General features: G+C 38.9%; 11 protein-coding genes. 6 read left to right on the forward strand and 5 right to left on the reverse strand.

What is annotated here, in order from left to right:
* Nucleotides 1-17 precede the first annotated feature (17 nt).
* The 4 genes from Q0541_RS22490 to Q0541_RS22505 form a co-directional block, all read right to left on the reverse strand.
* Nucleotides 18-1,340 carry a flippase gene (locus Q0541_RS22490; protein ID WP_298915602.1) on the reverse strand — a complete coding sequence of 441 codons (1,323 nt, stop codon included), beginning with the start codon at nucleotides 1,338-1,340 and terminating at the stop codon, nucleotides 18-20.
* A gap of 107 nt (nucleotides 1,341-1,447) precedes the next feature.
* A complete protein-coding gene (locus Q0541_RS22495; RefSeq protein WP_298915605.1) occupies nucleotides 1,448-2,401 on the reverse strand; it encodes a glycosyltransferase family 2 protein in 954 nt (317 codons plus the stop codon).
* Nucleotides 2,402-2,480: 79 nt separating this feature from the next.
* Complete coding sequence (locus tag Q0541_RS22500) at nucleotides 2,481-3,767, reverse strand: polysaccharide biosynthesis tyrosine autokinase (protein ID WP_298915608.1); 1,287 nt, start codon at nucleotides 3,765-3,767, stop codon at nucleotides 2,481-2,483.
* A 4-nt stretch (nucleotides 3,768-3,771) separates the two neighbouring features.
* On the reverse strand, nucleotides 3,772-4,680 hold the full coding sequence (locus Q0541_RS22505; protein WP_298915611.1) for a Wzz/FepE/Etk N-terminal domain-containing protein: 909 nt from the start codon (nucleotides 4,678-4,680) through the stop codon (nucleotides 3,772-3,774).
* A gap of 1,279 nt (nucleotides 4,681-5,959) precedes the next feature.
* On the opposite strand from Q0541_RS22505, the gene Q0541_RS22510 reads away from it, so the two are divergent.
* The 5 genes from Q0541_RS22510 to Q0541_RS22530 all read left to right on the forward strand — a co-directional run bounded on the left by Q0541_RS22510 (nucleotide 5,960) and on the right by Q0541_RS22530 (nucleotide 9,630).
* Nucleotides 5,960-6,376 carry a hypothetical protein gene (locus Q0541_RS22510; RefSeq protein WP_298915613.1) on the forward strand — a complete coding sequence of 139 codons (417 nt, stop codon included), beginning with the start codon at nucleotides 5,960-5,962 and terminating at the stop codon, nucleotides 6,374-6,376.
* Nucleotides 6,377-6,450: 74 nt separating this feature from the next.
* On the forward strand, nucleotides 6,451-6,879 hold the full coding sequence (locus tag Q0541_RS22515) for a deaminase (RefSeq protein ID WP_298915616.1): 429 nt from the start codon (nucleotides 6,451-6,453) through the stop codon (nucleotides 6,877-6,879).
* Between the two features lie 284 nt (nucleotides 6,880-7,163).
* Complete coding sequence (locus tag Q0541_RS22520; protein WP_298915619.1) at nucleotides 7,164-7,352, forward strand: DUF3172 domain-containing protein; 189 nt, start codon at nucleotides 7,164-7,166, stop codon at nucleotides 7,350-7,352.
* 650 nt (nucleotides 7,353-8,002) lie between these two features.
* Nucleotides 8,003-9,022, forward strand: coding sequence for an RpoD/SigA family RNA polymerase sigma factor (locus tag Q0541_RS22525; RefSeq protein ID WP_298915622.1), 1,020 nt, complete (start codon nucleotides 8,003-8,005; stop codon nucleotides 9,020-9,022).
* Between the two features lie 113 nt (nucleotides 9,023-9,135).
* Nucleotides 9,136-9,630, forward strand: a complete 495-nt coding sequence (locus Q0541_RS22530) for an ureidoglycolate lyase (RefSeq protein WP_298915625.1) — start codon at nucleotides 9,136-9,138, stop codon at nucleotides 9,628-9,630.
* A 297-nt stretch (nucleotides 9,631-9,927) separates the two neighbouring features.
* Here Q0541_RS22530 and alaS read toward each other — a convergent pair whose 3' ends face one another.
* Nucleotides 9,928-12,672: an alanine--tRNA ligase gene (alaS, locus tag Q0541_RS22535; protein ID WP_298915628.1), complete on the reverse strand. Its 2,745-nt coding sequence runs from the start codon at nucleotides 12,670-12,672 to the stop codon at nucleotides 9,928-9,930.
* A 251-nt stretch (nucleotides 12,673-12,923) separates the two neighbouring features.
* Between alaS and Q0541_RS22540 the strand changes: the two genes are divergently transcribed.
* The gene (locus Q0541_RS22540) at nucleotides 12,924-13,106 is read left to right on the forward strand and encodes a heavy-metal-associated domain-containing protein (protein ID WP_298915631.1); all 183 of its coding nucleotides are present in this window, start codon (nucleotides 12,924-12,926) and stop codon (nucleotides 13,104-13,106) included.
* Nucleotides 13,107-13,779 lie beyond the last annotated feature (673 nt).

Below are 13,779 nucleotides of genomic sequence, written 5' to 3' on the forward strand. Positions count from 1 at the left end.
AGGTTAAATATAAACGATCAATATTTGTAAAAAGTAAGAAGCGATCGCACCTGAATCTGAAATATTTTTTGTGTTCTTGAATCAAATGCATTGCATACAAAAGTAGCAGCAGCTTGAGAGATTATGGTTGCGATCGCAGCCCCAAGTCCTGCATATTTAGGAATCAGTAATAAATTGAGAATAATGTTTAGTATGGCTCCAAATAAAGTCTTACCTAAAGAAACGTGGTTCAAACCTTCAGCAATAAACCACGGTGATGTTGCAAGACCCATAAATACAAACAAAGAAGTCCAAATATGAACTGCTAATATTGGCCCCGCTTCTGCATATCCACTTCCAAACATCACCATAATTATATTGTCAGACAGAAATGTCATTGGAAGAGCAATTGCCAAAGATATACATGTCATTAAACTGAGTAATTGTCCTATTCTGTGATAGTAAAGACTTTCTGATTTTTCCTTGGCTGCATAAATTGCAGGAGCAACAGAAGAAACAATAGCTGCCGGAATAAAATACCAAATTTCAGAAATACGCACAGCAGCAGAATAAACTCCAACCTCGCTATCTCCGATCATTTGACCTAACATCACCTGATCGATTCTCATAAAAATCATGATAGCGAAGCCCGAAAAAATTAGAGGTAAACTCTCTTTCAAAAGAGTTTTGGCAGCCGCAAAACTCCAACGCCATAACCACAATGAAGACCCTTTGAGTTGGTAAACAATCAGCAAGCTAATTGCACTCATCGCAAATTCTGCTAACGTTACCCAAGCAAAAGCTAGCAATGGTGCTTTTGTTAAAATTAGTGCAATTTTGATGACACTATTTAGGAGAAATGCTGTGTTCTTAGCAATCACAGTGTATTTTGACTGCACCTGTGATTGAAACCACAGTTCAATAGTATCAGCCGCCCTAAAAATTCCTGCCATTCCTAAAATTGCAACTAGCCATATCTTCAGTGTTTCATGCTCACCTAAGAAAAACATAGTGCTAACTGCTAATAAGACAGAAGCAATTCCACCCAGCAATTTTAGCCAAAAAGTGGTTCCTAAAATTTCCTCTTTGTTTGATGATTGACGGACAATATGGCGAACTACTACATCGTCCAGTCCTAAAGTGAAAATTGGGCTAAATAAGCTAACAAAAGCTAAAGCATAGTTAAAGAGACCATACTGCTGTACTCCTAAATACCGTGCTACCCATACTCCTACGACCAAGCTTGCACCCATACGTAGAATGCGGTCAGCAAACAACCAACCTGTATTGGCAATAATTGCGCGCAGTCCAGAACGAGATTTAAATTTTGATAAATTTTTAAATTTTAATTTACTTAACATTATTTTTATAAATTAATTATTTAAAATTCTCTATTTTTTTCAATATTGTGAATTTTTTTACAGATAAAATAACGTACATTTATGCATGAATTTACATTATTTATCGCTTATAAAGTTTTTAATTTACCAGTCATAAAAGTTTTAAAAAAGTAGCTAGATAATAACACTATGCCCTTGATTTTCCAAAAAAAACTATGCTCAAATAAAAATATTATTTTTAAATATAAAATAAAATCTTTATATTTTGGACATGGGATTGTTTTTAACTCATTGAGAGATGTGAAAGCTAAGAATAATGGTGAACTAAGATTATTTTTTTGCAGAATGTAATTAAATAGGGAATTGCGTTTCCAGAACCTTTTGTATTCATAGTTGTTGTCTATATTTAAAAAATTTTTATTATGATACTGGTTATTTTGATGGATTCTATACATTACTAAAGGTTTAGACAGGTAAAACTTTTTAGCTCCTACTAAAGAAGCTCCCCAGATCAGACAGTCATCAGCCCTTACACGCCAATCTTCTATATATGGAATAGGTAAAAATTTTCTGATTATTTCTCTACGTATTGATAATGTTGAAGTTATGGAACCAATCCATTCACCATTATATAAAGTTCTGATTACTGAATAACCCAAATCTAAATCAACTGCATCACTTTGAAACGTTCCTTCTACTGCTCCAAATTTTTTATACGCACAAAATAGAAAATCACATTCACTACGTCCCTTATAAAACTTTAAGGTGGTTTCTAAATATTGAGGTTCATAAATATCATCTGCATCTAAAAAAAAGATAATGTCCCCAGTTGCAGCTAAAAATCCTTCGTTAAAGGATGATAATTGTCCTTGATTTTTTTCTTTTAAGATAGATTTAACATTAGCTACTTGAGTAAATTTAGTGATGACTTCCGCAGAATTATCTGTGGATGCGTCATCAACAATAATAATTTCATCAAATTTCACTGTTTGATTTAAAGCGCTATCAATTGCCTCTGATAAAAATTCAGCGTAATTGTAATTATTAATTAAACAAGATGTTTTGATTTGATTTTTATCCATGTAAAAATTTCTTGCTCATAAAAATAAAAGGGATTGAGATAGTTGTAGTAAGGATCGCTTTCACGATTTATAGGATAACTTAACGCTCTTTAGAAAATTTTGTTAAGCTACTAGATACTAAATCTTGTTCAATTTGTCGTTTTTTGGTGTCATAAAAATAATTATTAGGTTCATTTTTAGTATTCACACCATTGATGACTATCCCTAACACCTTCTGACCTGACTGCGTTAAAAACTCTTTAGCTGAATTCGCACTGTTAAGGTCAACCACTCCAGGACGAACAACTAATAAGATACCGTCAGTCAGGGTACTTAAAACAGCAGCATCTGCTATTCCTGATAGAGGAGGAGTATCAAAAATTACAAAATCGTAATCTCTTCCGAAGTCACTAACTAATATTGCCATCCGTTGAGAATCTAGCATTGCTACCGGATTGGGAGGCAAAGCTCCGGAAGTAAGAACCTCAAGATTAGGCATCACTTCTTGCACAGCTGCATCTAAAGAAACTTGACCAACAAGGACATTACTTAGTCCCATTGTATTTGTTAGCCCCCAGATATGATGCTGTATGGGATGACGCATATCTGCATCCACCAATAACACCCGACGCCCGGACTGAGCCATAGTTACAGCTAAATTTGCAGATACGTCAGACTTTCCTTCTTTGGCAACGGAACTTGTAACTACAATGCTTTTGAGCGGTTTATCAGAACGGAGGAACTTCAAGTTCACTTGTAGTATTTGGTATGCGTTACCAAGAGGGAAGTAAGGAATATCTCTGCCAATGATTTTGGGAATAGCTCTATCAAGTCCTGCTATAGAAGAATGATCTTTACCATTTCTACCTTGTGTGGGAATCACTCCCAAAATACTGTATTTCAAGACTTCTTTGGCTTCTTTAACAGTTTTCACCGAGCGGTCTATCAAGTCTAAACTAAAGGCGACAATGATACCTAAGAAAAGACCAATTCCTCCTCCACCAACAATAAACAGGATTTTGCGAGGCCCTTCTCCTTTTTCCGGGATTAAGGCATAGGAAATGACACGAGCATTAGGAATTTTTTGGTTCTGTGCAATATCAATTTCTTGGCGTTTGTTTAAGAGCGTTTCGTAAGTTGTTTGAGCTGCTTTCAGTTTCCGTTCTAGTTCTCGTTGATTCTGTTCTAGCCTTGGCAAATTATTTGCTCGTTTAATGTAAGCATCTTGCTGTCGCTGGAGTGTGCCAATTTGTCTTTCTAGACCAACGCGGTCTGCCTGAGCACGAGTAATATCTGCAATTAGGCTTTGCCGCAGTTGTCCAACCTGCAAACTTCTCTCTGTTATCTGCGCTGTACCAGCGACTTGTGTTGTCCGCTGTTTTAGCAAGCTCTTAAGAGCTACGACTGTTTTCTTCTAAGCTGGTGATTGTAGGGTGTTCAGGTTCAAAACGGGTACGCTCTAGTGCCAGTTGGCTTTCTGTTTCTTGGAGTTGGGCAAGCACTTTTTGAACTCCAGGTGCTTGACTCAATTCAGATGAGATTACACCTTGCTGTGAATCTACCTGAGCTTCACTACCTAACTGTTCTAAACGACCTTTGACATCATCTAGTTGAGCTAATGCTTGAGAAATTTGGTTTCCTAACTTGGAAATTGTATCGACTGCTGCGGTTGCTTCTTGTTCTAGGACAACAACTTTATTCGTTTCTTTAAATAGCCGCAGTTTTGATTCGGCTCTTCTGACAATTTCTTCAGCTTTAGGTACTTCCGTTACAAGAACCTCTTTGGCTGTCCGCGCTTCATTCTGATTAGCCTTGATATTTAGGTCGATATAACTGTCGATAACTTCATTGACGATTTTGGCAGCCAGTTCCGGATCACCGCCTTGATAAGAAAGTTGTACAACATCAGTGCCTTTGATTCCTTCTATTTTTAGTTGTTTTGCCAAACTGGGAATCGAGAGTAGTTTCCCTTGATTATCTTTGAGGTTGAGGGAATTAATTGTTTTCTCAATCACTGGATTTGATCCAATAACTTTCACCTGAGTTTCCAGGGGATTGTCGTTCATATTCAGAGCTTCTAGGCGTCCTATGTCTTCTGGTAAGCCTGTGAGGGAGGAAGAGCGATTTGTTTTAATCATCAAACTTCCTTCTGCCTTGTATGAAGGTTTTTGTGAAAATGCATACAAGCATCCAAAGGCAACAGATATGGCAACAATTCCGACTAGAGGTAGCCAACGGCGTTGAAAAACTTCTAAGTATTTCTGAATATTTACTTCTTCAAAGTTGGGCAAAGATTCCATCGTCATATATATGCAAATTTTTATAAAAAAAGACTATTTCCTGACAGCAGATTTTTCTCAGTATTTTCCTGGCAGTAGCACTGTAGCCGACTTCGCGATGGTAATATTTGCGTTAATTGTCAGCTAATGCCTTTTTACTGAGGTTGTTCAATAGGTGAAGTAGACTAATAGTTTTACCAGTCGCAATTTTAACTTAGATTGCTTGATATTATCCTGAGAGTAAAAACAGGATAACTAACAGCTTTCTCCATGTTTAGTGGATTTCTATTTTTGGGATTAACTTAGTTTTGTGTTAGTAATGATGCAAGTATTGATTAATAATCTAATACTCAACATCATATTATGTAAGAACACTGAATTGCGTAACTTTACAAAAAATTCATAGAACATGCTGTATATTAGCTGGCGATTTACTGATTTTGAAAAGACAAGAGGAATTAATTACTTAAGGGTAAGGAATAGAACCATTGTGCCAGCCTACAAGCAATGGAACAACTTCAGAGATAGGCTTTGTCCAGTTAAAGTAGACACTTGGAAAGACTGGATGGATATTTACGTAAGCTGCTTAAAAGCTTTCAGGAACAATTAATTATTGCTCTGAATAATGGTCAATCTTGGGAACGATAGGGGACTGGCAATATTAAGATTGTGTGATTTTAGTATTGAACTTGTAAAGACTTGCTATCAGTTTAATTTGCCTAGACTGGTGAAAGACTTTTTTTAATTTTGCTTGAGGTGTGGAAATTACAACACAGTGAGCCTTCCAAAGTTTATCTAATATTGTAGTATAAATGTAACCTATTGGTAATATATAGGAGAGATAAACGGCTAGTAAGTCAGTTGGGACAATAAAACCAAACTATGTTAATAAATATAAATTAGGCTACAACCCTCTTTTCGCCTGCCTTTTATGAAGTTTGATGGACGGAAGCTAGCGCTCAAACTTCTCTCTGCCTCCTGCCTTGTGCCAACAACAAATTTTTACGCTTACCTAGCTATTAATACGCCTAACAGAATATGAGTTAGTACAGTTGTAGCAGCAAGCAGATAACAGGCAAGTGTCAAATTTCGATGTGGTTAGAGCATGAATTGCTCAATAGCCTCCTCCCAGACAAAAGTCTACATCTGATTAGACTTCACTATATTTTTAATGAAGTTTAGCTATACTTCTTACTAACTGTGTTAATTTGAAGGACTCAAACCAGGCTGCTATTTTTTTGTTTCTGTATCTAGCCAATTGTAATTATTAAACTGATATTAAATGTTAAAAAATCGAATTATGAAATCCTCTTCCATCATCTTAGTCGTTGTGATTAGCGCACTTACTCTCTCCCAGAGTGCCTATGCTAACCAAGAGAATGTTCCCATGACAACAGGCGATGCTCTGAAGGAGCCGTTTCACGATCGCAATCAGGCTGAAGTTTTATTGACGGAACCAGCCACGATTAACACTACATGGAGTAATTTTATCGGACAGACTAATAATCGAAAACAAACTGCTGAATCAATTTCGCTAGTGCGGGAGCGAGGATGCGAAAAAATCAACCCGCTTGAGTTCATCAATAACCCAGAGGCTTTCTTTAAGCAATGTCAGAAACCAACAAATACCCAAAGTTCTCACAGTAGTGAGCCAATTGAGTATCTTAAGGTTCCTAAACTCGATTCTGGTATTAGTGTGACAGTCACTAAGTTTTGATATAATAACTTTTTTAACAAGAGATAACTAATTCTTAGTAGTGTAATTTATCTAGATAATTTCTGCTAATACATATGGATGAAATATTTATGCTGGCTGCTTTAGCTCAAAGCAGAAAAGCTTTGCCGGAATGTTTACCCAACCCACCAGTAGGCTGTGTGATCGTAGATGCCCAAGAGATAGTAGCTCAAGGATACACACGGACACCAGGAAAACACCATGCTGAGGCTGACGCACTTAACCAGATTCGAGACAAAGCTTTCGACTTCTTGAAAATGTATGTAACTCTTGAACCTTGTTCTTTTCATGGACGCACACCCGCATGTGCTTTAGCGATCGCTCAAGATCGGCGGATACATGAAATATATGTATCTATACTTGATCCAGACCCCCGTAATAATGGTCAAGGATTAGACATTCTCAGAAACGCAGGAAAGACAGTTAATGTCGGGTTATGCGCCAATGATGTGAATGCTTTTCTTAACCAATATCTAATAAAGTGATAGTTGAAGAGTTAGATTAAAATTACAACGTAGTACCATTTTCCCAAAAATCTTTGCAAAAAGTCAATCATTTATATGGATGCATAACTGTGTAATTGTGTCAAATTAAGCTGAAAATTAGTAGAAGAGAAAGCTTTAAGATGTTGTCTCCTTAAGAGTCTCAGATGATTTCCGACTTATTAAATAAGTGGGAAATCTTGTCGTTTAAGTATGCTGCATAACAATCAACCACCCACCTCTAAACGTAAATCTTTTCGCTTAAATTAGGATATTAATGGTGATCCGTGGGTGTTGCTGTCTTGCCAAGTATTATCCTTGATGTTAATGTGACCACTGTTACTACTTTTAGTCCAAAAAATGTCTCCAGAAGTAATTACATTGATAATACCGCACTCGATGCAGATGTCTGCGTGCAGTATCACACAAGTGCAATTGTCACAGATACCCACGTCTTTGTCATCCTAAATCCCTAATTACAAGTATTTAACCAGACTCTTAAAGAAAGCCTGTTCTTGAGCAGGGGCAGCAGGAGAAGGACTTTCTTTGATGTTTAACGATCGCCCGCTACGTACCCGGCTTCAGATGATTGGATTATCTAGCAAAAAATTAGAGGTTAACAAATGGACATTTTATATTTAATTAATTCCCATTGAATGAGAATTCTCTGGAAGTATAACCAGACTATTAATATTTCAAAAAATAAATTGCTGATGACTTGACTATTGGTAATTATTTTAAAAGTTGCTCTTATTCATTTATTTTTTAGATCATAAAATCCTTGTTCGGCAAACTTTTTATTTTTTCTATGAGCTGCATTGGATAATTAAGCTAAATATAATTGGGGTTTAAAAATATGCAAAAATAAACAAGATAAGGAGTGTAATTACTTCAAAGGATATGCTGATGATGCTTTAGGTAATTGATTTGTGACTGGTGATGATGTTATTATTAAGGGGTGGGTTGATTTTGGGTTTATTATCTCCAAGAATTGACTTGTAATGTATCATAGACCAGAATTCATCAGTATTGCCAATTGATTGATTAGCAGTGTGAAATGGCTATGGGTCTGAATATCTAGACTTGATACCAATAAATTGATGAGGTTACAGAGGAGCAAATAACCATGAGCAACTTAACATCTCCACATACCGAAGTTCAAAAAACGAAGAAAAAAAGTTTAGCCGCAGATAAAAAACCTCGAGCTACAGATGATATTGTGCGTAGTTATCTGCAAGAGATCGGGCGTGTAGATTTGTTGACTCGCGAACAAGAGGTTATTTTTGCCCAACAAGTGCAGCAGATGATGATTTTACTAGCTGCTAAGGAAGAATTGGCTGTGAAATTAAAGCAGGAACCCACGCTGCAAGAATGGGCAGATCAGGTGGAGTTAAGTGTTGAGGTGTTAGAGCAACAGCTAAATTTAGGACACCAAGCCAAGCAGAAAATGATTCAGGCTAATCTCCGGTTAGTGGTAGCAGTAGCGAAGAAATACCAGCACCGTAACCTGGAATTTATGGATTTAATTCAAGAAGGTACTTTGGGTTTAGAGCGAGGGGTGGATAAATTTGATCCGGCTCTTGGTTATAAGTTTTCTACCTATGCTTACTGGTGGATTCGTCAAGGAATCACACGAGCGATCGCTCAACAAGGACGGACAATTCGCTTACCTATCCACGTCTTTGAGAAACTGAACAAAATTAAACGCGTGCAGCGAGAATTATCTCAACAGCTAGGTCGTGTTCCCACTACCATTGAAATTGCCAATGCGTTATCTTTGACACCCAGCCAAGTTCGAGAGTGTTTATACTTGGCCCGTCAACCTTTCTCCTTAGAGGCGCGAGTTGGTGAACAACAGGATACAGAATTGCAGGACATACTGGAGGATGATGGCCCTTCTCCGGAAGACTATGCGGTTGAAGAATCTCTCCACCAAGACTTACAAGACTTATTGGCAAAGCTGTCTCCCCAGCAGCGAGAAATATTAACCTTGCGCTTTGGTCTGAGTGATGGATATGAACTTTCTTTAGCACAGATTGGCGATCGCATGGGTATTAGTCGAGAACGGGTGCGTCAGATTGAGCAAAAAGCTCTCAGTCTCCTCCGCCGCCAAAAGGAACAAGTACGTAGTTATCTAGCTAGTTGAGGTTCTTTTTTCATAATTTAGAGCATTTAAACTCAGGAAGTCACCAGAATGGCTATATAAAATTCAGTCATTTTGGGGGACAATAAACCTAAGTAATCTCTAAAAGATTTGATATGGGCACATTAAAGACAGTGCAACAATTGCAAGCACAATGGGTGAGTTCTGAAAATTTTTGTCGTTATGGACAAGTAATTTTTGCGAGTCTTGATGGCAAAGCTTACGATGGGGAAGATGCCCAGTTAAACCTGCAAAACGGAATTCCACGATTTTATGTTATGCGATTGGAAAAGAGAGGGCGAAAGTTTCATAAAATTACTCGCCATGTCCAATGCACTCAATGTCTGGGTTCTTTGTCAGGGAAGGATTGGTTAATTGCAGTTTGTCCTCCTGATAATGATCTGAATGAACCAGCATTAGAAGAGATTGCTGCATTTCGCATTCCAGGGAATTGTTTTATCAAGCTACATGAGGGTACTTGGCACGCTGGCCCCCATTTTGACCATGAAGCTGTGGATTTTTATAATTTGGAATTAGCTGATACAAATGTGGTGGATCATTTCACTCATGATTTTTTTAAGAGTCATCAATTAGAGTTTGAGATGGTATAGATGAGATTGGGTTTAATTAGAGATTTTCAAGAAATAAATTATCCAAAGAAACAAACCACTCCAGACGCAGAGAATACAGAGAGGAGAAATAAAGAGGATTTTTGTTTTGGGATATTTTTATTTGGAAGTCCCTTAGACGCATAAACTAGTTATAGATAGCAGTGGTTATCCTACACTTGCGATCGCTGTATTCATTTCATGTCTAATAGCGCTTCTGGGTTGAGTTCAATATAGACCTAAGAAGAACAGCCCCTTCCTTTGCAGGAAGGGGAGTAATTCTTAAAGTGAGGGAGATGGTTAACCCAACGCGGACTTTAACTCACTTTCTGCTTGTTCCAACGCTTCTGGTAATTTACTCGGATCACGTCCGCCTGCTTGGGCTAAGTTCGGTCTTCCACCGCCACCGCCACCGCAGATTTTAGCGATCGCACCTACAAATTTACCAGCTTGCAAACCTTTTTTGTTCACTTCTTGACTAAAAGCTGCAACTATGCTAACTTTTCCTGGTTCGGGAACAGAACCCAGCACCACTGCACCTTTACCGATTTTTTGCAGCAAGCGTTCGGCTGCGGTTTTCAAAGATTCTGGATCAACGTCTTCTAATTGGGCGACGATGATTTTATAATCGCCTACAGTTTGGGCTGTTTGCAACAAGCTGTCAGATTTTGCGATCGCTAACTGTACCTTCAAGGTTTCCAATTCCTTCTGGCTGGTTCTGAGTTCGCTTTGCAGACTTGTGATTCTATCTGGTAGTTCTTCTGGTTTAACTTTAAAGCGATCGCTCAAATCTTTAACTACTTTATCCCGAAGGTTGAGATAATCTAGGATTGCCGGTCCGGAAACAGCTTCAATCCGCCTTACCCCAGAAGCTACGCCAGCTTCTGAGATAATCTTGAACACCCCAATTTCAGCAGTGTTAGTGACATGGGTTCCACCGCACAGTTCCATTGATACGCTAGGGAAGTCAATCACCCGCACTTCCTCGCCGTATTTTTCGCCGAACATGGCAACAGCACCCCTAGCTTTCGCCTCTGCTAAAGGTAATACTTCCACTTTTGCAGCATGTGCTTCAGCAATCCAAGCGTTCACCTGTTCCTCAATTTGTTGCACTTCCTCTGCTGTCAACGCGCGGGGACAGTTGAAGTCAAAGCGCAACCTGTCAAAGGAAACTAGGGAACCAGCTTGAGATATGCCATCATCAACAATTTTCTTCAACGCCGCTTGCAACAGGTGCGTTGCGGTATGGTTAGCTTGGGCACGACGCCGACAAGCTGGATCAATTTGGGCTGTAACATGATCACCGACGCGCAGTGTACCGCGTTCGATGCGTCCGAAGTGAATAAAGAAATCAGATTCTTTCTTCATATCTTCCACCCGGACTAGAATACCATCACCAGAGATATAACCGCGATCGCCGATTTGTCCCCCAGATTCAGCATAAAATGGCGTTTTGTCAAGGACAATTTGCACCTGTGTTCCCGCTTCTGCTTCCTCTTGGGAAACACCTTCTATTAATATCGCTTCAACTTTCGCAGTCGCCGCAGGTTGGGTATAGCCTAAGAACTCCGTCGCTTGGATGTTTTCTGCTAATTTGTCGAGGGAACCTTGTACAGTTAAGTCGATGGTTTCATGTGCTGCTTTGGCACGTTCCACCTGCTTTTGCATTTCGATATTGAATCCCTCAACATCAACTTCTAGTCCCTGTTCTTCTGCAATCTCCTGCGTCAGTTCCAAGGGGAAGCCGTAAGTATCGTAGAGGGTAAAAGCATCGATTCCAGAAATTTTTTGTTTTGGTGAACCAGAAACGTTTAATTCTGGCAAACCAGAAACGTTTAATTCTGGCAAACCAGAAACTTTTGGTTCTGGAGAAGAAGATGGACGATACTGCTCATCTTGTATTGAAGATGGACGATTTATAATTTCTTCTAGGAGTTTTTCGCCTCTATCCAGAGTTCTGAGGAAATTGGATTCTTCCCGTTGCAGTTCAGCTTTAATTGCTGCTTCCCGTTGGCGCACATTGGGGTAAGCTGATTCAGAAAGAGCGATCGCAGTTTCGGCAACTTGGGTAGTAAATTCGCCAGAAATCCCAATTAATCGCCCATGACGCACCACGCGCCGAATTAATCGCCGCAGCACATAACCCCGTCCCACGTTGGAAGCGCGAATTTCATCGGCGATCATGTGAACAACAGAACGAACGTGATCACCAATGACTTTCAAAGAGACTTTGGTTTTTTCATCACTGCTGTGGTAATCAACACTAGCAATTTGCGCGGCTGTTTGGATAATTGGGAAAATTAGGTCAGTTTCGTAGTTATTGGGCACTTTTTGGAGGATTTGCGCCATTCTCTCCAAACCCATGCCGGTGTCGATGTTCTTGTTTTGCAGCGGCGTTAAATTGCCGGAAGCATCCCGGTTATATTGCATGAAGACGAGGTTGTAAAACTCGATGAACCGGGAATCGTCTTCTAAATCTATATTTTCGTCACCGCGTTCTGGGTGGAAGTCATAATATATTTCTGAACAAGGCCCGCAAGGCCCAGTTGGTCCAGATACCCAAAAGTTATCATCTTCGCCCAGGCGTTTAATTCTCGCTATCGGCACACCGATTTGATCACGCCAGATACCAAAAGCTTCATCATCATCTTCAAAAACGCTGACGACGAGATTTTGGGGGGAAAAGCCAAAGACTTGTGTAGAGATTTCCCAACCCCAAGCGATCGCTTGTTCTTTAAAATAATCACCAAAGCTGAAATTGCCCAGCATCTCAAAAAACGTCTGATGCCGTTTGGTGCGTCCGACGTTTTCGATGTCGTTGGTACGGATACACTTTTGCGAAGTCGTAGCCCGCTTAAACTCTGGTGTGCGTTGCCCCAAGAATATTGGCTTAAATGGTAGCATCCCCGCGATCGTCAGCAGCACGGTTGGGTCTTCTGGCACGAGGGAGGCACTTGGGAGAATTTGGTGTTTCCGTTGGGCAAAGAAGTCGAGGAATATGTTGCGAATTTCGTTACCGCTTAGGTACTGAGGATTTGAAGACATGGGTGTTTTTAACTTTAGACTTTAGACTTGGGCGTAGCGGCACTAGGTAGGTGTATTTTCATAAATAGCTTTATATATTCTTGCATTTTGTTTCATATTAGTGCTAGCGAATTGTACCAGTCGATAAGCTATATGCGGTTATTGTGATGCTTTTACACCACTACATTACTTTAGTAGGATGCAGGAGCGCATTTTGGTCGTTAGGATTAATCGTTAAGAAATGATTTAAAATCTTCCTAATGAGGTAACAAATGGCACTTAAGCTGAAAGTATCAAATATTGCTTGTGAGGGATGTGCAGAAACAATTACTGAATCCATCCACGTTATGGAACCTGAAGCCAAGGTGGATGTCAATGTTAATGCTAAAACTGTCACGGTAGAATCCGCAGCTTCTGAGGAGTCAATCAAACAGGTAATTGTTGCTGCTGGTTAAGCTGTTGAAGGTTATTGATCTGATTCTAGCTTTTCACAAAAATTTAGATTTTAAATCTTAGTCCAGGCTAACAAAATTTTCTTATATTTTTCCGCCCTTTCTCCAGGCGGAATCTAACTAATATTCCCACATTCGGGGCAGATTTTGACATGGAGTTTTTTATTTCGCTTTGTTTTTTAGATTTATGATGTTGGGGCAAATTAAAAAAAGATGTGAATTAAGTTGACAAACTAACACAGATCAAGGTTATACTGAGAGATTTTGTTTCTGCTACTAACACATTGTGATACTTGGGTTCAGACCTTACTTAAATTGTCAATTTTTATCTGTAAGGATGTTAGTCCCACAAAGCTACCTACCTTAGTAGAAGTGAGTTTCACTGCCTATTTAATTCGCGTTTTTTTATAATTCAATCCCTACTTTGATACTTGAGAAAAGCTGATCCCTTAAGGAAAAAGGCTGAGGTGCTCTATGAGTAATATTTTTAATTCAATGAGAAAATATTAGTTTTTATAATTTCTTTATTTTTCTCTATAGGAATAAAAATTGTGGTCTAATGTGACAGTTCTTACAAACTATTTATTTTGGTAATTACCTCAGGAAAATAACACTTAAGAAAGGGAGCATCTCAGTTTTTGAAGTACCTCAAACCGACAATAATCCATTAAGGTAG

The organism is uncultured Nostoc sp., assembly GCF_937863485.1.
Taxonomy (GTDB): domain Bacteria; phylum Cyanobacteriota; class Cyanobacteriia; order Cyanobacteriales; family Nostocaceae; genus Nostoc.